This is a genomic window from Streptomyces sp. NH27 (assembly GCF_056859195.1).
Genome location: NZ_JACEGK010000034.1, coordinates 1 through 25,751, shown reverse-complemented (window position 1 = coordinate 25,751; position 25,751 = coordinate 1). Strand labels below are relative to the sequence as shown.

Here is a 25,751-nt window from a genome sequence, read left to right as displayed (position 1 = left end):
TGAAATCGCTGGACCCCACGGCGCCCCTGTCCCGTCCGGGGCCGCCGTCCTTCCGCGGCGGTCGGCCACATCGGGGGCGCGGGTGGCCGTTCCCCTGGCTCCGCCGGGGACCCGCGTGCTCAGCCCCCGCGGCGGTCGGTCGGCTCAGCCCGGCGGCAAGCCAACCGTTCGGTTCCACGCGGTGCGCCGGACCGCCATCCTGGAAGAGGAACCGTGAGGGGAAGGACGGTGGTCCGGGCATGCACTCGATCGAGGCGTTGCGCACCGCGGCCGACGGATACCGATACCTGGACGAGGGCGGCCACGTCTACCTGGACCACACGGGTGCGGGCCTGCCCGCGCGAGCCCAACTGTGGGCCCACGCGGAGCGGATCACCGCCGGCTGCTACGGCAACCCGCACTCGGTCAGCCCCGCCTCGGCGGCCTCGGGGGAGTTGGTGGAGCGAGCCCGACGCAGGGTGCTGGCACACTTCGACGCGGACCCGGCCGAGTACGCGGTGGTGTTCACGGCGAACGCGACCGGGGCGTGCCGGCTCGTCGGGGAGGCGTACCCGTTCGCACCGGACACCCGCTTGGTGCTGACGCTGGACAACCACAACTCGGTCAACGGCCTTCGGGAGTACGCCAGAAGCCGCGGCGCGGACACGGTCTACGTACCGCTGCGGGCGCCCGGACTCGGCGTGGACGCGGCGGCGATGGACGCGGTGCTGGCCGCCCCGCCGCCGGGCGGCGGCCTGCTGGCGTACCCGGCACAGAGCAACTTCAGCGGCGTGCGGCACTCGCTGGAGTGGGTCACCCGGGCGAAGGCGGCGGGTTGGGACGTGCTGCTCGACGCGGCCGCCTACGTGCCGTCCAACCGGCTCGACCTGTCCGCGGTGCGCCCGGACTTCGTCGCGGTGAGCTGGTACAAGGTCTTCGGCTACCCGACCGGCATCGGCTGCCTGGTCGCCCGCCGGGAGGCGCTGGCCCGGTTGCGCCGCCCCTGGTTCTCCGGCGGCACCATCCACGTCGTGAGCGCACAGGGCCAGTGGCACCATATGGCCGACGGCGAGGCCGCGTTCGAGGACGGCACCGTCAACTACCTGAGCATTCCGGACATCGAGTTCGGCCTGGACTGGATCCGGACGATCGGCACCGACGCGATCCACCGCCATGTCACCGCGCTCACCGCGGAGTTGCTGACCGGCCTGGTCGCGCTGCGGCACTCCGGCGGCCGGCCGCTGGCCCGCGTATACGGCCCCCCCGACACCGAGGGCCGCGGCGGCACCGTGGCGCTCAACCTGCTCGACCCGGCCGGGACGGTCATCGACGAGCGGATCGTCGCCCGCGACAGCGCCGCCCGCCGGATCTCGCTGCGTACCGGCTGCTTCTGCAACCCCGGCACCGGGGAGGCCGCGTTCGCGATCGACCGGCGCACCCTGGGCGGCGCGGTGCGCACCGCCACCGGCACCATCGACGACTACCTCGGCCGGCTCGGCCTGCCCTCCGGCGGCGCGGTCCGGGTCTCCCTCGGCCTGTCCTCCAGCCGCGCGGACGTCGCCGCGTTCCTGGACTTCGTGGCCGCCACCTACCGCGACCGCACCCCGGACGCGGCCGGCCTCAGCCCTCGACTGGTGTGCTGATCGCCACCGCGGGCACCGGGTCGGTCCGGGGCGCCGGCCGGCCGACCGTACGGCACCGGCCGGCCAGCACCGCCCACGCGCCGGCCAGGAACAGCGCGGTGAACCCCGCCAGCAGCAGCCAGTCCACCCACACCGCCCGCCCGAACGAATCGCCGTAGGACGCCAGCAGCGGCGGGCCCAGCGGCGAGGAGCCGTGCGCCCACAGCCCGGGCAGCCCGATCCCGCCACCCAGCCCCTCGAACGCCCACCGGTTGGTCATCGCCTCGCTCAACACCCGCCCGGCCCAAGCCATTTGCGGCACCGGCACGAAGGCGCCGGAGAACAGCACCTGCGGGAAGCACAGCAGCGGCAGCATCAGCGTCGCCTGCTGCGGCTCGGCCACCGACGCCGACGCGAGCAGCCCGAGGGCCAGCGCCGCGGCCGACGCCAGCAGCACCGTGGTGAACAGCGAGCCGTACGTGCCCCAGCCGGCCGCCGGCAGCCGGTCGAGGCCGCGCAGCACCGCGAGCAGGAGTGCGTCCGCCCCGGCCAGCACCGGCATCAGCAGCGCGGCCTTCGACAGCAGGTACGGGCCCAGCCGCAGCGCGGTGAGCCGTTCCCTGCGCACCACCGGCAGTTCCGTGCTGACCTGGAGCAGGCCGTAGGTCAACCCGAAGAAGAAGCCGCCGAAGGCGATCCAGAACAGGATCATCGCGGCCGAACCCGGGCTGGGCGCGGCCGGATCGAAGGCGCCGGGGCGGAAGAGCAGCGCGAACATCGCCGCGATCACCACCGGCGAGCCCACGACGACGGCGGCGGTCAGCCGGCTGCGCAGCATCAACTCGGTACTGCGGCGGGTCAGCAGCCACCACTGGCCGACCGCGCCGAGCGGCCGGTCCTGGTCCTGGCCCTGCCCCCGGTTCCGTTCCCGGCGTACCGGCACACCGGTCAACTCCCGTGCCACGGCGTCGGGTTCGGGCAGCTCCGGCAGTTCGCGCGCGCCCCGGCGGGTCACCGCCGCGTACACCTCCTCGACCGTCGGCACCGCGAACGCCCTGGTCAGGTCCTGCGAACGGCCCAGGTAACCGGGGTGGCCGTCCGGGGTGAGGAAGAGCACCCGGTCGCAGCGGGCGAGGTCGGCGGGCGCGTGCGTGGTCAGCACGACCGTCACCCCTTCACCGGCCAAGTCCCGCAGCGTCCGCATGAGTTCGGCGCCGGTCGCCGGGTCGAGCCCGGTGGTCGGCTCGTCCAGGAACAGCACCCGCGGCCGGGTCAGCAGTTCCACCGCGATGCAGGCACGGCGCCGTTCGCCCTCGCTCAGCGTCCGCACCCGCTGGGTGGCCCGCGCGGACAGCCCGACCGCGGCCATCGCGCCGTCCACCGCCGCGGCACGTCGCTCCGCGCCGGCGGCCGCCGGCATCCGCAGCCGTGCCGCGTAGGACAGCGCCCGCACCAGCGGAAGGTCCTCGTGCATGACGTTGCCGTGCGGCAGGTAGCCCAGCGCGGGCCGCAGTCCGGCCGGGTCGGCGCCGTCGTGCAGCACCCGGCCGCTCGAAGGCAGCCGGATGCCGGCCAGGATCTCCAGCAGGGTGGTCTTGCCCGACCCGCTGCCGCCGGCCAGGGCCAGCACCTCGCCGGGCGCGACCGCCAGGTGCACACCGCTCAGCGTCTCCCGCCCGCCGCGCACCCGTTGCCCCACGCCGTACGCCGCCACCTCCAGCCCGATGCCGCCCGTACGACCCGTGCCGTCCATGCCGCCGGCCACGTCCGTACCGCCCATGTCACCCGCCTCGCCCATGCCGCCCGCCTCGCGCCTCACCCGCTGTCCGGTCGCGGGAGTCCGTGCGGACTCCTACCCCGGAGCGGCACGTAGCGTACGCGAGGTGGGCGGGTGATCGGGCCGAGCGCCGAGCCGCCGACCGTGCGGTTGACCGGGTCGAACGGCCGTGCCGGGGCGGTGCCGTGCGGGTCCGGGTCAAATGGGGCGCGGTGAACGGCGTCCTACGGATGGATGAATACTGTGGGCCGCGGCAGATCCACCCGCTCGCGGGTACGGGGATGCGGTGCCGCCGCAATACGCTGGTCCCGCGCGGCCGTTCCGAGCCGCGGCCGAACCTGCCGGGCCCGCGTGGCCGTCGGCTCGGGCCGTCGCGGCGGTCCACCGCGCCGCCGCTTTGCCCGTATTCTCGCCCCCTCAGCCGAATGGGAGCCCGCACGATGTCCGCAAGTCCCCTTGCCCTGCCACCGGTACGGCTGCTGCCCGCGGACGTGCTCGCCCGGCAGGCGCTGGCCGCGCCGCTGCTCGACCGCGCGCTGCGGCTGACCCGGTGGACCGGGGAGCAGCGCCGCGTCGACGGCATGGGTGAACTGCTGGACGACGAACTCGCCGCAGCCGTCGAGGTGTTGGGCCTCTCCGGTGACGATGGGCCGGCCGACGCCGCGCAGGCGTGGGGCGTTGCCGTGGACACCGGGCTGCTCGTGCTGGAGATCGACGAGGAGGCCGAGGAGTCCACGCCGACCGGCGAGGCGGCCGGGCGGGCGGTGCCCGGTGAGGTGTACGCGCGGATCGGTACGGGCGACGCGGCGGGTGGCGCCGACCCGCACGACGTACTCGACCTGTGGCTCGGCGCGCTGGAGTGCGTGCTGGCCGAGGCCACCGTGCTCGACTACGACGACCTGCTCGGCGACCCGGACGGTGACGGCGAGGCGATCACCCCCGAGGAGGCCGATCAGTACGGCGACGAGGAGGCCGAACTCCTCGACGCGGCGCTGGTCAACCTGTACGCGCTGGCGGCGCTGGAAGCGGACGAGGAATCGGACGAAGGGTCTGACGAGGGCTCGGGCGAAGGCACTGGCGGAGGATCGGGCGGGGGATCGGAGCGGACCGGTACGCGGGACCGCCGCGCCGTGCCACTGCCCGTGCTCGCGGCCTCCCTGGTGATCCCCGACGAGATGGAGCAGCCGAGCGAGGCCGTACTCGAAGAGGTCACCGCCGTGATGCTGCGACTGGACGAGCACTTCCGGCTGCTGGAGGCCACCGGCCTGCTGGAGTACACGCCGATGGACGAGGCGCTGATCGAGGAGGCCGACGACGAGGGCGTGGCCGCGTTGGGCGGCGGTTCGGACGAGCCGGACGACGACGAGATCGCCCGGTACGGCGCGGTGCGGCTCACCCCGCTCGGCGTGCACGGCGTACGCGAACGGCTCGCCGACGTGGGGGCGTATGCGCCCGTGCTCGGCGACCTCGCGGCGGCCAGTGCGGACGACCTGCTCGGCGCGCTCGGCTCCTATCCGGACCACGCGGTGCGGGTCGAGGCGGAGGCGTGGCTCGCCCGGCGCGAACCCGCCGCCGCGGCCGCGGAGTTGCTCGCCGCCGCGCAGGGGGACGGCGCCGACGGGCCCACCCGGCGGCTGGTCTGCCAGCAGGTACTCGCGCTGCTCGGCGCCGAAGCCGAGCCCGCGGTCCGCGCCGTCCTCGACGACCTGCGGCTCGGCGGGCTCGCCCGGGTCTGGCTCACCGAGCGGCACGCGTCCGACGTCCCCGCGCCCACCACCGACATGGTCTACTGGCTCACCATCGACACCGTCGCGGCCCAACTCGCCGCCGACAGCGACTCCGACGAGCTCGCCTCCCTCATCACCGAACTCATCGCCCGCCACGAGGGGTTCTTCGCCGACGCCTGGCGCGTCGACCACCCCGCCACGGCCGCCGTCCTCGAAGCCATCGGCCGCGTCCACCCCGACCGCCCCACCGCCAAAGCCTCCCGCAAAGCCGCCTTCAAAGCCCGCTCCCGCCCCCGGCGGTAGCTCCCGGTTGCGCAGGCCCCGAACGGCGCCCCGGTCCCTGCCACTTGGACGATCTACGGGTGTCGGCCCCACCTCCGGCCGCCGCGACGGCCCCGAAACGTACACCATCGGCGGTGCCGAGCCGGGAGTTGCCGGCTGGGCACCGCCGAGGTGGAACGTTACGGCTGGCCGAGGTGGAACGTTACGCCTAGCAGCCGCTCAGGACGGAGCTGAGCGCGGACTTCTCGGCGCTGTCCACGTCCAGACCGTAGTAGTGCTTGACCTGCACCCACGCGCGCGCGTAAGTGCACTGGTAGGACGCCTGCGGCAGCCATTCCGCGGGGTCGTCGTCGCCCTTGGAACGGTTGGCGTGCGCGGAGACCGCGAGGAGTTGGGGCCGGGTGGTGTCGTTGGCGAACGCTTGGCGCTGCGCGGTGGTCCAGGCCCAGGCGCCGGAGTCCCACGCCTCGGAGAGCGGCACGAGGTGGTCGATGTCGAAGGTCGACGGATCGGTGGTCGTGACACCGTCGTACGGGCTGGTCCAGCTGCCGGAAGTGGCCTTGCACGAGCTGTCGGTCACGACGTCGGAGCCGTCCCGCTTGATGACGTACTCCCGGGTGTCGCACGTCCCGGAGATGGTGATCCAGGTCGGGAACAGGCTCCGCTCGTACGTCGAGGCGTGCGTCTCGGGCGTCGCGGTCATCTCGGAGAGGTAAGTACGGGCCGTGGAGGCGGCAATGGGCGTCGGCAGCGCGGCCTGCGCCGTACCGCTGCCGGTGAGCAGGATCGTGGCCGCGAGCAGAACGGCCCCGGCTGACGCGCAAACGCCGCGCAGGAGACGGGTTTTGGGCATGGCTGAGCGCTCCCGTGACTAGAGGGTCGGAAGGGGTGGAGGAGTTGCCCCACCAGCGTCCCGGTCTCCGGTCTATGCGGGTAGACGGTCAACGGTGAATTTTATGTGCCCATGACATTCTGTTCGGTGATGGCACGGCAACGGCCCGGCCCCGTACGGGAACCGGGCCGTGTGTTCGAACGCGAGGGCTCTCAGGCGTATTTACGGGGGCGGCAGTCCGGTAGGTACGCCCCACGGGGCAGCCGCCCGGCGTCAGAGCGCGGCCGCGCCCGGGTCGACCATCGCCTTCGCGGTACGACCGTCCGCGAAGGTCCCGAGCGCCGTCATCTCCCACTCGCCCGAGTTCTGCTTGACCATCTTCGCCATCAGCACCCCGCGCCGCGCCTCCCCGCGGGTGAGGTCGAACCGCACCATCTCCTCGTCGGTGGCGGCGTCGAAGAGCCGGCAGTACGCCTTCGCGACCTTGTTGAACTTCTGCCCGCTGTAGGAGTTGACGGTGAAGACCAGACCCGTGGCGTTCGCCGGGAGCGCGCCGAGGTTGATGGAGATGACCTCGTCGTCACCGGAGCCGGCACCCGTCAGGTTGTCCCCGGAGTGCTGGATCGCGCCGTTGAGGATGGTCAGCTTGCCGAAGTAGCAGGTGGCGATGTGCTCGCGCTGCGGCCCGTAGACGATGACCGAGGCGTCCAGGTCGATGGCCCAGCCGCCGAACGCGGGCGCCCAGCCCAGGCCCATCCGGACCGTCGACAGCACCGGACGGCCCGCCTTGACCAGCGAGACCGACTGGTTCTTCTGCAGGTTCACCCGGCCCTTGTCGAGGCTGATCTTGCCGGCGCCGGGCGCGGCCGCGGGCGCCGGGGGAGCCGCCGGAGCCGCCGGAGCCGCGGCGGGCGGCGGCGGGAACTGCGCGGCGGGCGCGCCCGGGGGCGGCGGCAGATGCGCGGCGGGCGGTCCGGACGGGGGCGCCGAGAAGGGCGAGGCGGGGGCCGCGGGCGGTGCGACGGGCGGAGCCGCAGGGACGGGCGGCGCGACCGGCTGCGCGGCCGGGGCCGCGGGCTCCTCCACGCTCACCCCGAAGTCGGTGGCGATCCCGGCCAGTCCGTTGGCATACCCCTGCCCCACCGCGCGGACCTTCCAGGCACCGCCTCGCCGGTAGACCTCCACGATGACCAGTGCCGTCTCCGGGCCGAGCCCGGTCGGCTCGAACGTGGCGACCACCGAGCCGTCGACGCCGCGGACGGTCGCGGTCGGGGTGGTGCCGGCGAAGACGCCACCGCCGTCGATGCTGGCGGTCACCACGATCTTGTCGATCTCGGCGGGCACCGCCGCGGTGTCCACCTCGATCGAGTCGGGCGCGGAGCGGCCGCCCGAGTGGTGGGTCACCCCGGGGCCCTCGGGCTGGTTGTAGAAGACGAAGTCGTCGTCCGAGCGCACCTTGCCGTCAGAGGTCAGGAGCAGACCCGAGACGTCGAGCCGCACGGGTGCGGAGACGTCCACCACCACTCGGGGTACGGAGAGCGGCACATTCGAGCCAGGCGTCATTGCGGTCATGCTCCAGGTAACGACAAATCCTTCTTCACGGTTCCATCACCCGGCGGCCGGGCCGGGGCGGGCCGGGGGCCGTTCCTTCCGCACCGGCGGCCTCTTCCGTAGTGGTCGAGCCCCCGCCCGACGGGTCCGCGTCGGCGTCGTTCGGTCAGCGCGGCCAGATCGGCGGGTCCGTGCAGAAGGCGCCGCCGAGGTGCGCGTGCGCGGGGTTCGCCGGGTCCAACTCGCCCTGCTCGGCGACGAGTTGCGCGGCGAATACCTCGGAGTCGTCCTGCGGTTCGTAGCCCAGCGCCCGCGCCGACCCGAGGTCCCACCACAGCCGGGTGTTCGCGGAGGAGCCGTAGACGACGGTGTGCCCGGTGCTGCCCGCGCTCAGGGCCGCGTGGAAGAGCCGGGCGCCGTCGGCGGGGCTCATCCAGACCGACAGCATCCGCACGTTCGCCGGTTCGGGGAAGCAGGAGCCGATCCGGACCGAGACGGTGTCGATGCCGTGCAGGTCGGCGTAGAGCTGGGCCAGGTCCTCCCCGAAGCACTTGGACAGCCCGTAGAAGGTGTCGGGGCGGCGTGGCGTTTCGATCGGGATCAACGGGTCGTCGCCCTGCGGGCGCGGGGTGAAGCCGACCGCGTGGTTGCTGGAGGCGAAGACGACCCGCGGCGCCGCGCCCCCGGTGCGGACCCCTTCCTCGCGCACCGCCTCGTAGAGGTTGTACGTGCCCTGGATGTTCGCCGCCAGGATCTTGTCGAAGGTGGACTCCAGGGAGATGCCGGCCAGGTGCAGCACCGCGTCCACCCCGCGTACGGCTTCGCGCAGCGCGTCGCGGTCGGCGAGGTCGGCGGTGATCACCGTGTGCGCGGCCGGTTCGCCCGCCACCGGTTCGATCGGTTCGATCGGTTCGATCGGCTGCACGTCGAGGAGCCGCAGGTCGTAGCCGTACGACGGCAGCAGGCCGCGCATCAGGGTGCCCAGCCCGCCGGCGGCACCGGTGAGCAGGACGGTTCGAGGAGCGGTCATGGTGGTCCTCCTGGTTCGGTGACCGGCTTCGACTGCCGGCTTCTGCGGCTGGCTTCTGGGGGCTGGTTTCCGTGGCCGGGCCCGGTACGTGGGACGCGCGGTGCGGACGAGGCGGGATGAGTATATCCATGAATTGAGTTCAGATACATAGACAATCTGCGGCGATCGTCGCGTTGTTGGCGGGCGGCTCGCCCGCTTGACCCGTGCTGGGAACCTCGCCTAGCGTGGCAGCGTTCATGAATATAGACGTTAATCACAAGGGCGCACATCGCGCCGACCAAGGCTCCGAGGGGGACCCCGATGACCTCGCCCGCACTCGCCGAGCGACTTGACGGCCTGCTGTTCTTTCCCGTGACGGCTTTCGGCTCCGACGGCTCGCTCGACCTCGACGCCTTCCGCGCCCATGTGCGGCAGGGCGTCGAGGCCGGGGCGGCGGCAGCCTTCGTCTGCTGCGGCACGGGCGAGTTCCACGCGCTGGCCCCCGAGGAGTTCGGCGCCTGCGTGGCCGCGGCCGTCGAGGAGGCGGCGGGCCGGGTGCCGGTGGTGGCCGGCGCCGGATACGGCACCGCGCTCGCCCTCCAGTACGCCGCCGTCGCCGAGCGGGCCGGCGCCGACGGCCTGCTCGCCATGCCCCCTTACCTGGTGCTGCCCGACCAGCAGGGCCTGCTCCGCCACTACACCGCGCTCGCCGCCGGCACCGGCCTGGACGTCATCGTCTACCAGCGCGACAACGCCGTGTTCACCCCCGAGACGGTGGTCGCCCTCGCCCAGGTGCCGAACATCATCGGTCTCAAGGACGGCCTCGGCGACCTCGACCTCATGCAGCGGATCATCAGCACCGTCCGCACCGAACTGCCCGGCCACGACTTCCTGTACTTCAACGGCCTGCCCACCGCCGAACTCACCGGCCTCGCCTACCGCGGCATCGGCGTCACCCTCTACTCCTCGGCGGTGTACGCCTTCTCGCCCGAGATCGCGCTCGCCTTCCACCGCGCGCTCACCACCGGTGACGACGCCACCGTCGGGAAGCTGCTGGACGGCTTCTACCGACCGCTGGTCAACCTCCGCAACCAGGGCCGGGGTTACGCGGTCGCACTGGTCAAGGCGGGCGTACGGCTGCGGGGTCTGGACGTCGGCGAGGTGCGGCCACCGCTGTCCGAGCCCGCCCCGGCGCACGTCGAGGAGTTGGGCGAACTCATCGAGCGCGGCCTCGCGCTGGTCGGCGAGCACTGACATGGCCGCCGCCGAGACGCCCCCCGCGGGCACGCCGACCTCCGACCGGTCGGCTTCCGGCCTGACTGCTTCCGACGTGCCCGCCGCCACGCCCGCCGCCACGCCCGCCGCCGCGCCTGCTGCCACGCCCGTCGCCATGAAGACCTCCGCCTTCCTGTACCCCTGGGACGTCGTCGGTGACCCCGAGGCCGCCGACCGCGTCGCCGCGCTCGGTGTCCAGCAGGTCACCCTCGCCGCCGCCTACCACTCCACCCGCGCCCTGACCCCGCGCCACCCCGGGCACCGCGTGGTCACCGCGGAGCACGCCGCCGTGCTCTACCCGCCCGACACCGGGCGCTGGCGGCCGCACGCGCTGCGCCCGTACCCCGCGGGTGCCTGGACCGGCGGTGACCAGGACGCCTACGGTACGGCCGCGGCGGCGCTGGCGGCCGCGGGTCTCGAAGTGCACACCTGGGTGGTGCTCGCCCACAACTCCCGTATTGGCGCGGAACATCCGGACACCAGCGTGGTCAACGCGTACGGCGACCGCTACCCGTGGGCGCCCTGCATCGCCCAACCCGCCGTCCGTGCCTACCTGGTGGAGCTGGCCGCCGAAGCCGCGCCCCGACCCGGCGCCCTCGGGACCGAGTTGGAGTCCCTCGGCTGGTACGGCCTGGCCCACCTGCACGCGCACGACAAGATCGGCGGCGTGCCGCTCGGCGACGCGGCCCAGTACCTGATGTCGCTCTGCTTCTGCCCGCACTGCCGCGAGGGCTACGCCGGGCTGGGCGCCGACCCGGACCGGCTCGCCGCCGCCGTCCGCGCCGCGCTCGCACCCGTCTGGTCCGGCGGCGACGCGGACGGCGGGCCGCGGGCAGGGCAGGCTGCCGGTCCGGACGGTATCGAGCGGCTGCTCGGCGCCGAGTTCACCGCGCTGACCTTGAACTGGCGTATCCGCATGGCCGGTTCGCTCCAGGCCGAGGTGATCGCCGCGGTCCGGGCGGCCGCGGCCGGGCCCGGCTTCCAGGTGCTGATGCACGCCGACCCGGTGCCGTACCGCTGCGGCGCCAACGCCGGTGTCGATCCCGCGCACATCCTCGGCCACGCCGACGGCCTGGTGCTGCCCTGCACCGGCGGCCCGGCCGCACGCGAGGCGGTCCTCGCGCCGCTCGCCGCGCATCGGCGCGAACACACCGTGCTCGCCGCGAACTTCACGGTCGTGGCCGGCATGGGCGGCAGCCCCGGCACCCTCGCCGCCGACGCGGCCCACGCGGCGGCGCTGGGCGCCACCGAACTTCGGCTCTATCATGCCGGTCTGGCAGGGGAAGCGGACCTCGCGGCGGTACGGGCGGCGCTGCGGCCGTAGCGCCGTACCCAGCACGTTTTCCAGCACGTCTTCCAGCGGTTTCCCGGGGCGCTTCCCGAGGCGCGGCGATCATGGGGGTACCGCCGTGCCCCGGGACCTCCGCCCGCGCTGGGGCAGGAGGGTTCGTGCGTACCCAAGTCGCCACCGGGGCACAGGGGGTTGCCGTGGCGACACAAATATTTCTGCCTGATGTCGGCGCCGGACGCCGGGCGCCCGTGCCGGGCGGGCCGGAAGAGCCCGGGTCCACGCGCGACGGTTGCGCTACGGCTGCTCGACGGCTGCGCGGGGGCCGTATGGGGGTGGTACGGGGGCTCAGAAGCTGCCGCTGGAGGAGGCCGGTCCGCCGGCGCCGCCGGCCGTGACGGTGTAGCGGTCGGCCGTGGTGGTGCGATCGCGCGAGGCGTGGTTGAACTGGCCCGCGAACGTGTACGTGCCGGGCGGCAGCGTCTGATCCGGGTCGAGCGTCCAGCGGTAGACGAGGTCGCCGCCGCTCGACGAGATCGTCGTGGTGATCCCGGTCGCCGAGGTGTAGGAGCTGTTGTCGCTGACCTCGCCCGACCGGCCGGAGACGCGCAGCTCCACGGTGAGCGAGGTGAGGGCCACGCTGCTGGTGAGGTCGACGTCGTCCTCGGTCCAGTACGGGTTGCTGTTCGGGTCGACGCTGCCGATGGACGTCAGGCCGTTGCTGCCGGCGGGAGGCGCCGACGGCGTGGAGCCGCCGGGGGCCGCGGGCACGCCGCTCGCGCTGCCGGACGACGAGGCGGTGGCCGAACCCGCCGCGTGGCCGGGGGTGTGCCGGGTGCCCGGCGCGGCGTGGCCGGGATGCGCGCCGCCTTGCCTCTCGGCCGTGTGGGAGCGGGCCGCCGAGCCCGAGGTGACCGACTCCGCGGGCTGCGGCTGCGCGGAGGTCGCGGCGCCGGAGGTCACCGCGTCCCGCCCCGGCGTGCCGTCGCCGTCGCCGCCGACCGCGCCCACCGCCAGGCCGCCGATGGCGATCGCGCCCGCCACTGCCGCGGCCACCGCGGTCACCCGCATCCAGGGAGCGGGGGAGCGCTCCCTGGATGCCGCCGTCGCCGTCGCCGCGGCCGGGTCCGCCGGCCCGCAGCCGGGCGTGGCGATCGCGCGCTCCACCCGGGCCAGCATCCGTTCGCGGTCCGGCCGGTGCGCGTCCGCCGCCTCGTGCAGTTGCTGCGGCAGTTGCGGCAGTTGGGCCATCCTTGATCTTGCGTGGGTATCCCCGGTTTCAGCCGGGGAGGGAAACGCATCCTGATTTCCGGAGCCGCGACGCGGCGTAGTACGCGGCACATCTGCTTCGGCGGCGGTCAGGGCTTGGCCGTCACGAGACCCGTTGGGGTCAGGTGAGAAGCCGCCTCGTTTACGAGGGGGAGGAGTCACCACATTCCCCGTCCCGTGTGCGTACGCGGGCGTGTTGCGGGATTCGTCGACCCCAGTATCCGCGCAGCCGCGCTTCGTTCCGCGTCGGCCCCCGCCGCGGGAGCGCTCCCGCTTGCCGCCGCACTTCCCCCGGTACGGTCCTGCCGCCCCCCGGCGGCCCCGTCGCCGTCACCGCCGAGAGGCGCCAACCCGCCTTTGGCAGAGGGAGGTTGATCGATCAGGAGGGTGGTGCCCGGGGCGGCGTCCGCCGCTTCCGCCGGTGCCGTGCCGGCCGCGCCCGCGGTGGCCTCCTCCGCCGGGCCGAACGCCCCGCCCACGGCAGGGGGTTGCCCGGTGCGCACGTTGCCGGCGGCGGCGAGCCGGCCACCGACGGAGGACGCCGGTACGGGTGCGGGGCCCGGTGCCCGCGCCGAACCGGGCGAACCGGGCGCGGCCGGGCCGGAGTCCGGTGCGCGTACGGCTCCCACGGCCGCACCCACGGCCGCACCGGCGGTCCGGCCGGGCGCCTGGTCAGGGTCCGGGCCCGGACCCTGGGGCGCCGCCGGCGGTTCGGCCGGCTGGGCCAGCAGCCGCTCCAACTCCGCCACCCCGCGCGAGGTCTGGCTCTTCACGGTGCCCACGGAGATGCCCAGCGCCTCGGCGGTGTCCTTCTCCGACAGGTCGAACGCGTGCCGCAGCACCACGCACGCCCGCTTGCGGAACGGCAACCGCTGGAGCGCCTCCCGCAGGTCCAGCACCGCGGGCACGTCGGGCTGCTCCGCGACGCGTTCGGTCCGCTGCGACCAGAACAGGGCGACCCTGCGCCGCTCCCGGACCGCGCTGCGGATACGCGAGCGGGCCAGGTTGGCCACCACGCCGCGCGCGTACGCCGCCGGATGGTCGGCGCCCCGCACCCGGTCCCAGTGCCGCCACAGCGCCACCAGGGCATCCGCCGCGAGGTCGTCGGCCGCGTCCGCCTCACCCGTCAACAGGTGTGCGAGACGGGCGAGTTCGGCGTAGTGCCGCTCGAAGAACGCGTGGAACGCGGCCGCGTCGTCGTCGGCCCTGCCGCCGTGCTCGACGGACATGCCCACGGTCACCTCTTCCTGCCCGGACCTCCCCGCCACGGTGCGGCGCGGCGAGAGCGTAGCAGCGGGACAAGGGCGTGGGCAGAGGTCAGGAACCGGTGATTTCGCGCCGCGCCGAGCGCTCCACGCGGGTGACGATCTCCAGGTCGAACTCGCCGTGCGCGGTCTCCGGGCGGGAGCGCAGGTACCCGCGGATCCGCTCGATCAACTCCGCCCGCTCGCCCGGTTCGAGGGTCAGCGCGTGCGAGTGCGTCGCGATCGTGTCGACCAGCGAGTCGGCGGCGCGCCGCTGGCGGTGCGGGAAGCACGCGTGCTCGACCCGGAGCAGTTCCGGGTGCGGCTGGATGCGGCGTGGCACCGGTGGGCGCATGGGGTACTCCCGCTGCCTCCGCCGGGGGCACCCCAGGTCGGCGCGGGTACGACCGAGGAGCCCGCCGAAGCGGGGCGTGTGCTGCTCATCTGATGCTCGTTCCTTGGCGTTGAGGTAGCGGCGGAAGTCCGGGAAGGCCGGAGCGCGTGTTCAGGCCGTGGAGGTGGGCTGGGGGGTGTGCTCGGCCAGCGCGTTCCGCAGGTAGGAGAGGGATGCGGTGGGGGTGAGGGCAGTGTCGCGGAGGAGGTCGTAGGCGAGGCGGAGGGGTTCCACGTCTTCGGGTTCTTCGACGAGATGGCCGCTCCAACTGCTTTGGGTGTAGGCGACGGTGTGGCCGTCATGGAAGGAGATCAGCTCCAGGCAGTTGCGGGTGTGGTGGGGTCCGGTGCCGAACGGCACGACGTGCAGCGACACATTGGGGTGCTGGGCGACCTCGATGAGGTCCTGGCCCCCGTTGTTGCTGCTACTTGTCACGGCTTTCCTCTTCACGGTCTTGAGCGGTGCGAAGTGCGTCTCCGGGCGCGTCGAATCCGGGCGGCCGGGGGTACGTCTCCTTGTCCGGGCTTGCACAGGAGTCGTCGGGGGAAGTGCCCGAATCAGGGGCGCCAAGGGCGACGGCGGGGGGCGCCAGGCGGGCGCCGCGGCTGTGTGCGACGCGCAGGGCGTCGAGAAGGGCCTCGGTCAGGCGGGCGATGAGGAAGCACAGTTCCCCGGGGAACGGCTCGGGGCCGGCGAGCACGGCGCGGACGTTTCGCAGGAGTTCTTCGGCAAGTCCGAGTTGGACGGCCTCCATCTGGTCGGCCAACTTCCACAGCGGTCCCGAGGGGTCGCCGTTCAGGTAGGCGGGCTGCCCGTTCTCCTCGGTCCAGGGCAGTAACCGCGGCGTGGTCTGATCCGCCGCTTCGGTGACGTCACTGGGGTGCTGATGCTCGGAGTCTGTGTTCATCACGGTCCCGGTGCCGAGTCGGTGACTGGGTGTCACGACGGTATGAGTGTGTGATGTCGCGCCCCATGGACGGGATGGCCCACTTATCCGCTCGGCATGGTGCAACCACTACGCTCCGGCGTAGTTGCTCCCCGTGGTCGGATTTCCCGACTGCACTCCTGCGTCTGCGCCGTACGCTGGGCCGGAGGGCAGGTGAGGATATGTCGGAAGAACTCGCGGACAATGTACGCAGGCACCGGCGAAGGGCCGGCCTCAGCCAGGAGGAACTCGCCCATCAGTCGGGCTTTTCCGTAGCGACGGTCCGTAAGGTCGAGCAGGGTGGAAGCGTGCGGATCGAGACCCTCCACGCCGTTGCGCGCGGTCTCGGGGTCAGAACCTCGGAGTTACTGGTTTCGGATGCCCCAACGCCGGTTCGCCACAACGATCCGAATGATCTCAACCTTCGTGATCTGCGTATCGCGCTGACCCCGCGAGTGAGGCTGACCGATGTCCCGCCGCCCGCGGGCGACGAACCGAACCTTCGTCTCCTGCGGCGGGCGGTCCGTGATGCTGTGACGTTGTACCCCGCGGGCCGGTACGCAAGTCTCGCGGCGGCACTTCCGCTGCTCATGCGTGACGCCAACGCGGCTGTTGCCTACTACGAGGGGTCGGAGGACGCGTCGCGGGAGGCGCTGTTGGCCCGTGCCGAAGTGCTGGGACTTGCCGGACGATATCTGACACAGATCCGGCAGTTCGATATCGCTCACGTGGCGGCTACCGCATCCGTGAACGACGCGGTGGCGGCGAAGGACAACGTGGCTGCCGCCAACAGGGTGAGGGGTCTGTGTTTCACGCTGCTGCGGACCGGACGGTTCGATGAGGCGGAAGAACTCGCCGTCGAGGCAATGGATCTGATCGAACCGCAGGTCAGCAATGCCGATCCTGATCGCTACTCCGTGTGGGGCGGCGTGGCGATGGAAGCGGCTGCGGCGGCGATACGCAACAACCGGCCACAGGAGGCCAGGGAATACCGCCGGGCGGCTTCCATCGCAGCTGCCGCGGTCGGGCATTCCCAGACGTACGACGTTCTTGCGGCCTTCGGCCCCGTCACGGCGGCAATGAAGTCGCTGGAGGACTTCATGATTATCGGGGATGCCCGCACAGTGGTACGCAGGTCCACGGAAGACGAATCCCTTTCGGCCAAGGCATGGGGGCGCCTGGGAAAGCCCAGTACGACCGACGGCAGCCGCTACGTGCTCGACCTGGCGCGTGCGCACGTTCGCACGGGGGATGCGTCGGCGGCAATGGACGAGCTGATGCGGCTCTACCGTTCGGTTCCCGAGTGGCTGCGGCACCAGAAGTCGGCTGCCGTGACCATGGAAGAGATCATGAAGAAGCGCAAGCGCACCCTGACCGCGGACATGCGAGTGGTTGCCGACCACCTCTGCATGATCGGGTAGAGGGCCGTACCCGCCGGGGGAGCACACCCCGAGGGGCAGGTCCGGGACGCACGGACCCGGGCGGACCCGGGCAGCCCGGGCGGCCGTCAGAGGCGGCGGGTGGCCAGCAGCAGGCGGTCGCGGGCGTCGAAGAGGGTGTCCTTGATCATCTGCTCGTGTCCAGGGGTGAGCCGGGCCACCGGCACGGAGCAGCTCACGGCGTCGCGGGCGGGAGTGCGGTAGGGGATCGCGATGCCGAAGCAGCGCAGCCCCAGCGTGTTCTCCTCGCGGTCCACGGCGTAGCCCTGCTCGCGGATGAGGGACAACTCCTCGATCAGCTTCTCGCGGTCGGTGTGGGTGTGCTCGGTGAGCGGTTCCAGCGTCTCCGGCAGAAGCTTGCGCACCTGTTCGTCGGTGTACGTCGCCAGCAGCGCCTTGCCGAGGGAGGTGGAGTGCGCGGGCAGGCGGCGGCCGACCCGGGTGAACGGCCGCAGGTAGTGCTGGGACTGGCGGGTGGCGAGGTAGACGACGTTGGTGCCGTCGAGCCGGGCCATGTGGATGGTCTCGCTGGTCTCGTCGGAGAGCCGGTCCAGGGTGGGCCGGGCGGCGGCCACCACCTCGTCACCGTCGATGTAGGACGTGCCGACCAGCAGCGCACGGACCCCGATGCCGTAGCGCGTGCCGGTCGCGTCGGTCTCGATCCAGCCCAGCTCGACCAGGGTGCGCAGCAGCATGTACAGGCTCGACTTGGGGTAGCCGACCGACTCCTGGACAGCGGCCAGGCTGTGCATGCCGGGGCGGCCCGCGAAGAACTCCAGCAGCTCCACCGTGCGGACCGCGGACTTGACCTGGGAACCGGCTCCCTCGGCAGCAGCCATCGCGTCTGACCCCTCTTGTTCGGCCGGGCCGCGTGGACGTAAGCTCCGGCGTAGATTCACATGTGAAGACGTTGTTCAGTATATCGAACAAGCCGGCCAACGGCGGTGTGCGATAAGGAAAAGTGGAGGTTATTCCGGTGGCAGTACCAGTCTGGAGCGTGGACCCCCGAACCGGGAAGCAGCGCGAGCAGGTCGCCGTCGAGGCCACGGCCGAGGAGGTCGACGCCGCAGTACGCGCCGCCGCCACCGCGCTCCCCGCCCTCGCCGACCGTAGCGTACGGTCCCGGCTGCTGCGCGCGGCCGCCGGGCTGCTGGAGCGGGACGCCGAGCAGGTGGTGGCCGCCGCCGACGCCGAGACCGCGCTCGGCACCCCCCGGCTCACCGGCGAACTGGCCCGCACCGCCTTCCAGTTGCGTACCTTCGCCGACGTGGTGGACGAGGGCGCGTTCCTGGACGTGATCATCGACCACCCCGACTCGGACGCGAAGCCCATCCCGCGGCCCGACCTGCGCCGGTACAAGATCCCGCTCGGCGTCGTGGCGGTCTACGCAGCCAGCAACTTCCCGCTCGCCTTCTCCGTGCCCGGCGGGGACACCGCCAGCGCGCTCGCCGCGGGCTGCCCGGTCGTGGTCAAGGCGCACCCGGACCACCCGGCCACCTCCGTGCTCACCGCCGGTCTGCTGCGCGAGGCCGCGGTCTCGGTCGGCCTGCCCGCCGACACCGTGGTGCTGCTGCACGGCTTCCAGGCCGGCGTCGAGCTGGTCAGGCACCCGCTGGTGGCCGCGGCCGGCTTCACCGGGTCGATCCCCGGCGGCCGGGCGCTGTTCGACGCGGCCGCCGCCCGGCCCCGGCCGATCCCGTTCCACGGCGAACTGGGCAGCCTCAACCCGGTCGTGGTCACCTCGGCCGCCGCCGCCGAGCGGGCCGAGCAGATCGGCACCGGCCTGGCCGGCTCCTTCACCCTCGGCAGCGGGCAGTTCTGCACCAAGCCCGGCCTGGTCCTCACCCCGGCCGGCGCCGACGGGGACCGGCTCGTCGCCGCACTCACCGGCGCCGCGCAGGACGCCGCCGCCGGGGTCCTGCTCGACGGGCGGATGCGCGAGAACTTCCTCAAGGGCGCCGCCGCCCGCGCCGCACTGCCCGCCGTCACGGCCCCCGTCACCGCCGGCAGCACCGAGGACCCCCTCGCCGTACGCCCCGGCTACCTCCTGGCCGACGCCGCGGAACTGGCCGAACCCGGCACGTACGACCTCCTGTTGGAGGAGTGCTTCGGGCCGCTCACCGTGGTCGTACGCTACGGCGACGCGGACCAGCTCGAAGCCGTCCTGGACCGGCTGCCGGGGAACCTCACCGCGACCGCGCACCTCGGCGCGGCAGAGGCAGCGACCCCGGACGGGCCCGCCGCCGCGCTCCTCACCCGGCTCGGCGCGGTCGCCGGGCGGGTCCTGGTCAACGGCTGGCCCACCGGAGTCGCCGTCACCAGCGCCCAGCACCACGGCGGCCCCTACCCCGCCACCACCTCCACGTCGACCTCCGTGGGTGCCACCGCGATCGAGCGATGGCTGCGCCCCGTCGCCTACCAGGACACCCCGCCGGCCCTCCTTCCGCCGGAGCTCCGCGACGACAACCCCATGGGGGTTCCCCAACGGGTCACAGGGCGCCCCTGAGCCCCCGGGGTGCCCGGACCCTCCGGGTTCCCCTGCCCCCGGGCGCCCTGCGGCCGCCAGCCGGGACCGCATCCTCCCGCCGTGGCAGTCGCCTGCATCACGAAAGCGCCTCCGTTCCATCTGGGGAACGGAGGCGCTTGTGCATGTATCTCGGCTGCTATGCCGCGCTGAACTCACCGGCAACGACGCCGCCGACGAACGCGCGCCACGCGTCCGCGACCAAGGCCGGCCCATCCGGGTCTTTGCTGTCGTGTATGGCCAAGCCGCCCCGGACCGGCGCGATCTCGATGCACTGACCGTTACCACTGCTGTACGACGACTTGCGCCACTGAACTGACGTCAGGTCTATCGATTCCATCCTGCCGCCTCCTCTCACGTGATCTCGCGCACCAACCGCGTCGTCGACCTCGATGCCGAAGTCGCCGCACGAAGGCTCTTCATCTCTGGCACGGATACGCACGCTTCGCCCAACGAGCCGCAGCCGGAACTCACCGGATGTCCGGCTGCAAACGGAGATGCCTGAGCGAAGCCACCAGGAGAGCGACTCCCGGCGGGTGGTCCCGGCGTGGGGAATTTCGGTCCACGCCGGCGGCGCAGGAAGAGCCTCGCTTGGTAGCGGCGGCCTGCATGCTCTCTCGGCTCCGCTGGTACGGCGGCAGGTTGTTGCACCCGCGCGGCGTATGCACGGCAACAGGAGGCCGCTTGCGGATGAAAGGTCCAGCCTGCGAGGGTCCCGGTGTGACCACGGTTCTGGGAGACAAGCTCAGGTTTGCTGCCGACGTGGGCGAGTGGGACCACGAGCTGTGCCGGGTGGACCTGTGGGCTGCGGGGGAGTGGTTGACCTGTGACGACAACATGGCGTTCGTCAGGCAGTTCCGCTTCGCCGTGCTGGACACGGCCGCCCGGCCTCGCTCCGGCGCGGGCCTTCCGCTGCCGTTCGGCGGCTTGTCTCCGCAAGCCACACACCGGCACCTCATGTTGCGTGCCGGAGCTGGCGACGAAACCGAAGCCGAGTACGAGTTTCGCCGCCAGTTCCGTGTCCTGGACTGGGGGCCTACGACCGACAATGTGACGGCCCACCTCTTCCGTGACAGGGACCGCTCACTGATCGCGTTCCAGTTCCGGCGGCAGGAACACCTGATCAAGCATCCCGAGCATGCGGACGAGGTCTTCGTGGCGGAAATCCCGGCCGTGGAGTTCGTGGGAATCCTTGAGCACCTTGTGGCCGTCCTCGACCGTGGCCGGAGCCAGGGCCATCCCGTCACTACCGCATGATCAAGGTGCCGGGCGCCCGAGCCGGCGATGTTCGGATCGGACATGGCGTCGCGGATGACCGTCGGATCGTCGGCGTAGTGGACCACGTGGCTATCCCCGGCGCGGTCACCGTGGCGAGCCGCCGTGGAGGGATGCCAGGAGTACGGGGACGTGGCTGTGGTCGGGGTCCTTGACCGCGGTGAGGAGGGTGACGGTTCCGGCGGCGGCGAGCTCTTGCAGATGGTCGAGGTCATCCCTGAGTTCCGGCGCGGCCAGCTCCGCACGGTAGCGGCGGGTGAACTCGTCATAGCGGTTCGTGTTGGCGTGGAACCACTTCCGCAACTCGCCCGAGGGGGTGAGGGACTTGGGCCACTCGTCGACGGCCGCGGCCTCCTTGGACAGGCCGCGCGGCCAGAGCCGGTCGACCAGCACCCGCACCCCGTCGCCGGCCTCGGGTGGGTCGTAGACCCGGCGTACCCGGAATCCGCTGGTGGACGTCATGACGGACCTCCTCAGCCCCCGCGTTCCTCGCGCTCGGCCTCATCCCGTGCTCCCTCCCAGCTTGCGGCCTTCCGGCCCGGACGGCTCGTTCCGCGGGCCGCGCGGCCCGAGCGCGGTCGCGACCGCCGTGACGGCGAGCAGCACCGCCGAGATCAGCAGCCCCTTCCGCATCCCGGACACGAAGTGCGTACGCCCGCCGACCAGCGCGCCGAAGACCGCGACGCTGAGCGCGCCCGCGACCTGGCGGGCGGCGTTGAGGACGCCGGCCGCCATCCCGGCCCGCTCCGCGGACACCGCCCCCATCGCGGCGGCGGTGAGCGCGGGCACCGCCAGCGCCGCACCGAGACTCAACGGCATCATCGCGACCGCCGTCAGCGTGCGCCCCCTCAGCCGCCGCTTCCACGCCGAGACCGGCCTCAGTCCGTTGCAGTAGCTTCTCCACCAACGGCTGGAACACTCCCGCGAGTTGCTGGAGACCACCACCCTTCCCGTGGACCAGGTCGCCCGTGCCGGCGGCCTCGGCACCGCCGACTCCCTGCGCCAGCACCTGCTGCGCCGCGTCGGCCTGACCCCCTCCGACTACCGCGCCGCCTTCACCCGCCTGCCCGCGGCCTGAACCTCCGGCGTACCGGGCCGTGACGCGGGCGCCGGAGCGGGGTGGTGGAACCGGAACGACCCCCCGGTGCGTCCCCGTTCCGGTGGCGCCCGCCCCCGGGGGCGGGCGTGTGCGGGTGTGGGGAGAAGGCGCCCGTGGGACGCTGACGTGGTCGTCACCAGTTCTCCGCATATGCTTTCGGAAGGGCTGTGGACATGCGACGGAACGCCGCCCGGCACGGGGCGTCCGATACGGCGGACAGCCGGCCGCACGGAACCACCCTGGGGGAGAGCCGTATGTCCCGCGCCCGCAGCGCTACGCGCGCCCGTACCCGTATCGACAAAGCGACCCGCGGTCGTCGACGGACGCTGCGCCGGTCGGTGCTGGCGCCCGCGGTCGGTGTGGTCGTCGCGGCGACCGTCGGCGCGCTGCTGGTGTCCAACGCGCGCGGCGCGCACCATGACGACGCGCGGGGCGGCCGGGCGGACCCTTCGGCGGCCGGCACCCAGCAGGGCGGCGCGGCGTACCCGGGCCGGATCGGTGCCTGGGAGAGCGCGATGAGTGCGGGCGGGCCGTCGTTCCGGCGCCAGACGATACGGATGGTGGTGCACACCGGTGTCGGCGGTTCCGGCCTGCGGATCAGGCTCTCCGACCTGCGCAGCGAGCGCGCGCTCGCGGTGGGCGCCGCCGATGTCGCCGAGCAGTACGACGGCGGCCGCGCGGTCGCCGGCACCCACCACCGGGTGACGTTCGGCGGCTCCCGCTCCACCACCGTCGCCGCGGGCACCGAGCAGTACAGCGACGTCATCCCGATGCGGGTGGCCGCCGACCAGAACCTGCTGGTCAGCCTCTATCTGCCCGGCCCGACCGGACCCTCCACCTTCCACCGCGAGGCGTACGAGACGACGTACGTCTCCACCGACGGCGTCGACCACGCCGCCGACGACTCCTCCGCCGGCTACGCGCGCACCCGCACCTCCTGGTACTACCTGTCCGGCCTCGACGTCGTCTCGCCGACCGCGCACGCGACCGTGGTGGCCTTCGGCGACTCGATCACCGACGGGTACCACTCGACCGCGGGCGCCAACCGGCGCTGGCCGGACCAGCTCGCCCGGCGGCTCGCCTCCGCGCCCGGCGGGCAGCGGCTCGGTGTCGTCGACGCCGGCATCGCCGGGAACCGGCTGCTCACCGAAGCGCCGGAGATCTACCGCGGCCCGAGCGGGCTGCACCGTTTCGACCACGACGCCCTCGGCGAGCCCGGCGTCAAGGACGTCATCCTGCTGGAAGGCGTCAACGACCTGAGCAACGACGTCAACAGCGCCGGCGGCCCGCTGACCGCGCAGGACCTGATCGACGGCTACCGCACCCTCATCGCCCGCGGGCACGCGGCCGGGGTCCGGATGATCGGTGGAACGATTCTTCCCTACAGCAGGCTCAGCCCGGCGATGAACGCGATCCGCGTCCAGGTCAACCAGTGGATCAGGACCAGCGGCGCGTTCGACGCGGTGGTGGACTTCGACCGGGCCGTCCGCGACCCCTCCGACCCCGACGCCATGGCCCCCGCCTACGACTCCGGCGACCACCTGCACCCCAACGACGCGGGGATGCTGGCGATGGCCGACGCCGTCGACCTCGACGCGCTGGTCACCTGACGGGTCCTGACGGGCCCTGACGGACCCGCCGGCCGGGTCGGTACAGTGCCGGTATGCGAGCCGGAGCGGACGAGGTGCTGCACGTCAGGGGCCGGGTGCTCGCCGGGCCCGACGACGCGGCGGTCAGGGACGAACTGTGGGTAATCGGCGGGCGGATCAGCTACCGGCGACCCGCCGCGGAGGTCACCGCGACCGCCGACGGGTGGGTGCTGCCCGGGCTGGTGGACGCGCACTGCCACGTCGGCCTCGACGCGCACGGCGCCGTGGACGACGCCACCACGGAGAAGCAGGCGCTGACCGAGCGCGAGGCGGGCGCCCTGCTGCTGCGCGACGCGGGAACACCCGCCGACACCCGCTGGATCGACGACCGCGACGACCTGCCGAAGATCATCAGGGCCGGCCGGCACATCGCCCGCACCCGCCGCTACATCCGCAACTACGCCCACGAGATCGAACCGGGCGACCTCACCGCCTACGTGCGCCGCGAGGCGCGCAGGGGCGACGGCTGGGTGAAGCTGGTCGGCGACTGGATCGACCGCGGGATCGGCGACCTGGCGCCGTGCTGGCCGAAGGACGCGCTGCGCGAGGCCATCGCGGCCGCCCACGAGGAAGGCGCCCGGGTCACCGCGCACTGCTTCGCCGAGGACTCCCTCGCCGACCTGGTGGCCGCCGGGATCGACTGCGTCGAGCACGCCACCGGGCTCACCGCCGACACGATCCCGCTCTTCGCCGAGCGCGGCATCGCCATCGTGCCGACCCTCGTCAACATCGCCACCTTCCCGCAACTCGCGGCCGGCGGCGCCGCCAAGTTCCCCCGCTGGTCGGCCCACTTGGAACGGCTGCACGCGCGCCGGTACCAGACCGTACGGGACGCGTACGACGCCGGCATCCCGATCTACGCGGGAACCGACGCGGGCGGCAGCCTCGCGCACGGGCTGGTCGCCGGCGAGGTGGCCGAACTGGTGCGCGCCGGGCTGCCGAACACCGCCGCGCTGTCCGCCGCGACCTGGGGCGCCCGGCGCTGGCTGGGCCGCGACGGCCTGGAGGAGGGCGCGCCCGCCGACTTCGTGGTGTACGAGGCGGACCCGCGCGAGGACGTCCGGGTGCTGGCCGCGCCGCGCCGGGTCGTGCTGCGCGGCCGCACGGTGGCCTGAGCGGGCGTGCCTCGCGGCGTGTTGTCGCGCGCGCCGTCGCGGCCGGGCGGGCGAGGTGTCGGCTCCGGGGGGTGAAGCGTACAGAACGGCCGTACGCCGGGAATCGAAGAAACGCACGGAAACCACCCTTCTGGGTGAACTGGCGCCGTGTAGCCGTCGATTCACTCTCAGTGCGTAAATATTGCCGGGTCGATGTCCCCGGCGGCTGTCCCCAATCAGCGCGCGCCGGGGGCTCCATCCCATACGTGGGGGTTTCCCAACCGTGTACCGCACCATCAACTTCCGCCTGCCCGCACGCCGTTCGGCCGCCGTCATCGGGGCTGCCACGGCACTTGCCGCCGGGGCCGGACTGGCCCTCGCACCGGCCGTGCAGGCGACGCCCGCGACCTCGCACGACTCCGGCGCCGCCACGGCCACGGACCTGCGCGCGGGCCTGGACGTGTCCGTGCTGAACAAGACCGTGGACGTGCCCGTCAACGTCTCCCTGAACGACGTGCACGCCCCGGCCGACGCCAAGGAGACCGCGCTGACCGTCACGGTCGGCCACGGCGTCGAGGCGGGCAAGGCCGTCAACCTGCTGCGCGCCTCGGTCGCCACCGCGAACGCCACCACCAACCGTGACAAGGCCGAGGGCGTCGCCAACATCGCCGGCGCCGACCTGCACGTCCCCGGGTTGCCGCTGCTGTCCCTGATCAAGCTGGACGCGGTGACGTCCACGGCGACCTGCCAGGTCGGCCACCGGCCGACCGCCTCCTCGCACCTGGTGGGTCTGACCGTGCTCGGCAGGCGCACCGAGCTGTCGGCGATCGGCACCACCAAGGTCGCCGTCCCCGGCGTCGGTCAGGTGGACCTGGAGCTGACCGACGCCGTCACCACCTCCACCACCGCGGCGGCCACCGCGCTGCACCTCAAGGTCGACATCGACCCGCTGAGCCTCGGTGTCGCCCACGTGACCGGGGACGTCACGCTCGCCCAGGCCACCTGTCGTACCCCGAAGACCGACGGCGGTTCGTCGTCCGGCGGTTCGTCGTCCGGCGGGTCGGGCAACGGCGGCGCCGGCGGCGGGCACTCGTCCGGTGGATCGGGCAATGGGGGCAGCACGTCCGGCGGTTCGAGCAGCGGCCCGTCCGGCAGCGGCGGCTCTTCCGGCTCCTCCGCGTCCGGCGGCTCCGGCGGTTCCGACGCCCACACCCAGACCGTCGCCGACGCCGCGAACACCGGCAACCTCGCCGAGACCGGTGCCAGTTCCAGCACGCCCTACCTCGCGGGCGGCGCCGCGGCGCTCGTGGCCGCGGGCGCGCTGACCTTCGTCGTCACCAACCGCCGCCGCAGGGCGGCCGGTTCGGCCGCCGACGGCGACGCGTGACCGCCACAAGGTCGTAACAAGCGCGGGGGGCGGCACCGGCGGTGGTGCCGCCCCCCGTACTCTGTTCCTCATACCCGGGGCCGGGGGACCACCGCGCCATGGGCACTGAC

General features: G+C 73.0%; 22 protein-coding genes and 2 pseudogenes. 11 read left to right on the top strand and 13 right to left on the bottom strand.

Going from position 1 to position 25,751, the window contains the following annotated elements:
* Positions 1-239: 239 nt before the first annotated feature.
* Positions 240-1,622, top strand: a complete 1,383-nt coding sequence (locus AC13HU_RS05335; protein WP_483040555.1) for an aminotransferase class V-fold PLP-dependent enzyme — start codon at positions 240-242, stop codon at positions 1,620-1,622.
* On the opposite strand, the gene AC13HU_RS05330 is transcribed toward AC13HU_RS05335, so the two are convergent.
* Complete coding sequence (locus AC13HU_RS05330; protein WP_483040554.1) at positions 1,600-3,399, bottom strand: ATP-binding cassette domain-containing protein; 1,800 nt, start codon at positions 3,397-3,399, stop codon at positions 1,600-1,602. The genes AC13HU_RS05335 and AC13HU_RS05330 overlap by 23 nt on opposite strands.
* Before the next feature lie 419 nt (positions 3,400-3,818).
* Between AC13HU_RS05330 and AC13HU_RS05325 the strand changes: the two genes are divergently transcribed.
* Positions 3,819-5,408 carry a hypothetical protein gene (locus AC13HU_RS05325; RefSeq protein ID WP_483040553.1) on the top strand — a complete coding sequence of 530 codons (1,590 nt, stop codon included), beginning with the start codon at positions 3,819-3,821 and terminating at the stop codon, positions 5,406-5,408.
* A gap of 187 nt (positions 5,409-5,595) precedes the next feature.
* On the opposite strand, the gene AC13HU_RS05320 is transcribed toward AC13HU_RS05325, so the two are convergent.
* The 3 genes from AC13HU_RS05320 to AC13HU_RS05310 form a co-directional block, all read right to left on the bottom strand.
* Positions 5,596-6,240, bottom strand: a complete 645-nt coding sequence (locus AC13HU_RS05320; RefSeq protein ID WP_483040552.1) for an HNH endonuclease family protein — start codon at positions 6,238-6,240, stop codon at positions 5,596-5,598.
* A 252-nt stretch (positions 6,241-6,492) separates the two neighbouring features.
* Complete coding sequence (locus AC13HU_RS05315) at positions 6,493-7,782, bottom strand: TerD family protein (RefSeq protein WP_483040551.1); 1,290 nt, start codon at positions 7,780-7,782, stop codon at positions 6,493-6,495.
* 154 nt (positions 7,783-7,936) lie between these two features.
* The gene (locus AC13HU_RS05310) at positions 7,937-8,800 is read right to left on the bottom strand and encodes an NAD-dependent epimerase/dehydratase family protein (protein ID WP_483040550.1); all 864 of its coding nucleotides are present in this window, start codon (positions 8,798-8,800) and stop codon (positions 7,937-7,939) included.
* A 300-nt stretch (positions 8,801-9,100) separates the two neighbouring features.
* On the opposite strand from AC13HU_RS05310, the gene AC13HU_RS05305 reads away from it, so the two are divergent.
* On the top strand, positions 9,101-10,033 hold the full coding sequence (locus AC13HU_RS05305; RefSeq protein ID WP_483040549.1) for a 5-dehydro-4-deoxyglucarate dehydratase: 933 nt from the start codon (positions 9,101-9,103) through the stop codon (positions 10,031-10,033).
* A gap of 136 nt (positions 10,034-10,169) precedes the next feature.
* Positions 10,170-11,378, top strand: a complete 1,209-nt coding sequence (locus AC13HU_RS05300) for a hypothetical protein (protein ID WP_483040556.1) — start codon at positions 10,170-10,172, stop codon at positions 11,376-11,378.
* Positions 11,379-11,690: 312 nt separating this feature from the next.
* On the opposite strand, the gene AC13HU_RS05295 is transcribed toward AC13HU_RS05300, so the two are convergent.
* The 5 genes and pseudogenes from AC13HU_RS05295 to AC13HU_RS05275 form a co-directional block, all read right to left on the bottom strand.
* Positions 11,691-12,593 (bottom strand): hypothetical protein, encoded by a 903-nt coding sequence (locus AC13HU_RS05295; protein ID WP_483040548.1) that lies wholly within the window; start codon positions 12,591-12,593, stop codon positions 11,691-11,693.
* A gap of 725 nt (positions 12,594-13,318) precedes the next feature.
* Positions 13,319-13,840 (bottom strand): annotated as a pseudogene (locus AC13HU_RS05290) (SigE family RNA polymerase sigma factor); the annotation flags it as partial.
* Positions 13,841-13,928: 88 nt separating this feature from the next.
* On the bottom strand, positions 13,929-14,210 hold the full coding sequence (locus tag AC13HU_RS05285) for a hypothetical protein (RefSeq protein WP_483040547.1): 282 nt from the start codon (positions 14,208-14,210) through the stop codon (positions 13,929-13,931).
* A 150-nt stretch (positions 14,211-14,360) separates the two neighbouring features.
* On the bottom strand, positions 14,361-14,684 hold the full coding sequence (locus AC13HU_RS05280; RefSeq protein ID WP_483040546.1) for a Scr1 family TA system antitoxin-like transcriptional regulator: 324 nt from the start codon (positions 14,682-14,684) through the stop codon (positions 14,361-14,363).
* Entirely contained in the window at positions 14,674-15,156 is a 483-nt protein-coding gene (locus AC13HU_RS05275) for a hypothetical protein (RefSeq protein WP_483040545.1), read from the bottom strand. Before AC13HU_RS05275 ends, AC13HU_RS05280 begins: the two co-directional genes overlap by 11 nt.
* Positions 15,157-15,356: 200 nt before the next feature.
* Between AC13HU_RS05275 and AC13HU_RS05270 the strand changes: the two genes are divergently transcribed.
* Complete coding sequence (locus tag AC13HU_RS05270; RefSeq protein WP_483040544.1) at positions 15,357-16,595, top strand: helix-turn-helix domain-containing protein; 1,239 nt, start codon at positions 15,357-15,359, stop codon at positions 16,593-16,595.
* A gap of 86 nt (positions 16,596-16,681) precedes the next feature.
* Here AC13HU_RS05270 and AC13HU_RS05265 read toward each other — a convergent pair whose 3' ends face one another.
* Positions 16,682-17,452 carry an IclR family transcriptional regulator gene (locus AC13HU_RS05265; protein ID WP_483040543.1) on the bottom strand — a complete coding sequence of 257 codons (771 nt, stop codon included), beginning with the start codon at positions 17,450-17,452 and terminating at the stop codon, positions 16,682-16,684.
* 137 nt (positions 17,453-17,589) lie between these two features.
* Between AC13HU_RS05265 and AC13HU_RS05260 the strand changes: the two genes are divergently transcribed.
* Positions 17,590-19,119: an aldehyde dehydrogenase (NADP(+)) gene (locus AC13HU_RS05260; protein WP_483040542.1), complete on the top strand. Its 1,530-nt coding sequence runs from the start codon at positions 17,590-17,592 to the stop codon at positions 19,117-19,119.
* A 157-nt stretch (positions 19,120-19,276) separates the two neighbouring features.
* On the opposite strand, the gene AC13HU_RS05255 is transcribed toward AC13HU_RS05260, so the two are convergent.
* Positions 19,277-19,477 carry a DUF397 domain-containing protein gene (locus AC13HU_RS05255; RefSeq protein ID WP_483040541.1) on the bottom strand — a complete coding sequence of 67 codons (201 nt, stop codon included), beginning with the start codon at positions 19,475-19,477 and terminating at the stop codon, positions 19,277-19,279.
* Positions 19,478-19,857: 380 nt separating this feature from the next.
* Between AC13HU_RS05255 and AC13HU_RS05250 the strand changes: the two genes are divergently transcribed.
* Positions 19,858-20,394, top strand: coding sequence for a hypothetical protein (locus AC13HU_RS05250; RefSeq protein WP_483040540.1), 537 nt, complete (start codon positions 19,858-19,860; stop codon positions 20,392-20,394).
* A 105-nt stretch (positions 20,395-20,499) separates the two neighbouring features.
* Here AC13HU_RS05250 and AC13HU_RS05245 read toward each other — a convergent pair whose 3' ends face one another.
* Complete coding sequence (locus AC13HU_RS05245; RefSeq protein ID WP_483040539.1) at positions 20,500-20,874, bottom strand: DUF488 domain-containing protein; 375 nt, start codon at positions 20,872-20,874, stop codon at positions 20,500-20,502.
* 39 nt (positions 20,875-20,913) lie between these two features.
* Positions 20,914-21,234, bottom strand: a complete 321-nt coding sequence (locus AC13HU_RS05240; RefSeq protein WP_483040557.1) for a hypothetical protein — start codon at positions 21,232-21,234, stop codon at positions 20,914-20,916.
* Between the two features lie 10 nt (positions 21,235-21,244).
* Between AC13HU_RS05240 and AC13HU_RS05235 the strand changes: the two are divergent.
* The 4 genes and pseudogenes from AC13HU_RS05235 to AC13HU_RS05220 all read left to right on the top strand — a co-directional run.
* Positions 21,245-21,490: pseudogene (locus AC13HU_RS05235) on the top strand (helix-turn-helix domain-containing protein); the annotation flags it as partial.
* Between the two features lie 275 nt (positions 21,491-21,765).
* On the top strand, positions 21,766-23,121 hold the full coding sequence (locus tag AC13HU_RS05230) for an SGNH/GDSL hydrolase family protein (protein ID WP_483040538.1): 1,356 nt from the start codon (positions 21,766-21,768) through the stop codon (positions 23,119-23,121).
* 53 nt (positions 23,122-23,174) lie between these two features.
* Positions 23,175-24,275, top strand: a complete 1,101-nt coding sequence (locus tag AC13HU_RS05225) for an amidohydrolase family protein (RefSeq protein ID WP_483040537.1) — start codon at positions 23,175-23,177, stop codon at positions 24,273-24,275.
* A gap of 262 nt (positions 24,276-24,537) precedes the next feature.
* Positions 24,538-25,641: an SCO1860 family LAETG-anchored protein gene (locus AC13HU_RS05220; protein ID WP_483040536.1), complete on the top strand. Its 1,104-nt coding sequence runs from the start codon at positions 24,538-24,540 to the stop codon at positions 25,639-25,641.
* The last annotated feature ends 110 nt before the right edge of the window (positions 25,642-25,751 follow it).

Bases quoted from the DNA above. Each gene is read 5' to 3' on its own strand.
- AC13HU_RS05335 (WP_483040555.1), top strand. From the start codon at position 240: ATGCACTCGATCGAGGCGTTGCGCACCGCGGCCGACGGATACCGATAC.
- AC13HU_RS05330 (WP_483040554.1), bottom strand. From the start codon at position 3,399: ATGGGCGAGGCGGGTGACATGGGCGGTACGGACGTGGCCGGCGGCATG.
- AC13HU_RS05325 (WP_483040553.1), top strand. From the start codon at position 3,819: ATGTCCGCAAGTCCCCTTGCCCTGCCACCGGTACGGCTGCTGCCCGCG.
- AC13HU_RS05320 (WP_483040552.1), bottom strand. From the start codon at position 6,240: ATGCCCAAAACCCGTCTCCTGCGCGGCGTTTGCGCGTCAGCCGGGGCC.
- AC13HU_RS05315 (WP_483040551.1), bottom strand. From the start codon at position 7,782: ATGACGCCTGGCTCGAATGTGCCGCTCTCCGTACCCCGAGTGGTGGTG.
- AC13HU_RS05310 (WP_483040550.1), bottom strand. From the start codon at position 8,800: ATGACCGCTCCTCGAACCGTCCTGCTCACCGGTGCCGCCGGCGGGCTG.
- AC13HU_RS05305 (WP_483040549.1), top strand. From the start codon at position 9,101: ATGACCTCGCCCGCACTCGCCGAGCGACTTGACGGCCTGCTGTTCTTT.
- AC13HU_RS05300 (WP_483040556.1), top strand. From the start codon at position 10,170: ATGAAGACCTCCGCCTTCCTGTACCCCTGGGACGTCGTCGGTGACCCC.
- AC13HU_RS05295 (WP_483040548.1), bottom strand. From the start codon at position 12,593: ATGGCCCAACTGCCGCAACTGCCGCAGCAACTGCACGAGGCGGCGGAC.
- AC13HU_RS05285 (WP_483040547.1), bottom strand. From the start codon at position 14,210: ATGCGCCCACCGGTGCCACGCCGCATCCAGCCGCACCCGGAACTGCTC.
- AC13HU_RS05275 (WP_483040545.1), bottom strand. From the start codon at position 15,156: ATGAACACAGACTCCGAGCATCAGCACCCCAGTGACGTCACCGAAGCG.
- AC13HU_RS05270 (WP_483040544.1), top strand. From the start codon at position 15,357: ATGTCGGAAGAACTCGCGGACAATGTACGCAGGCACCGGCGAAGGGCC.
- AC13HU_RS05265 (WP_483040543.1), bottom strand. From the start codon at position 17,452: ATGGCTGCTGCCGAGGGAGCCGGTTCCCAGGTCAAGTCCGCGGTCCGC.
- AC13HU_RS05255 (WP_483040541.1), bottom strand. From the start codon at position 19,477: ATGGAATCGATAGACCTGACGTCAGTTCAGTGGCGCAAGTCGTCGTAC.
- AC13HU_RS05245 (WP_483040539.1), bottom strand. From the start codon at position 20,874: ATGACGTCCACCAGCGGATTCCGGGTACGCCGGGTCTACGACCCACCC.
- AC13HU_RS05240 (WP_483040557.1), bottom strand. From the start codon at position 21,234: ATGATGCCGTTGAGTCTCGGTGCGGCGCTGGCGGTGCCCGCGCTCACC.
- AC13HU_RS05230 (WP_483040538.1), top strand. From the start codon at position 21,766: ATGTCCCGCGCCCGCAGCGCTACGCGCGCCCGTACCCGTATCGACAAA.
- AC13HU_RS05225 (WP_483040537.1), top strand. From the start codon at position 23,175: ATGCGAGCCGGAGCGGACGAGGTGCTGCACGTCAGGGGCCGGGTGCTC.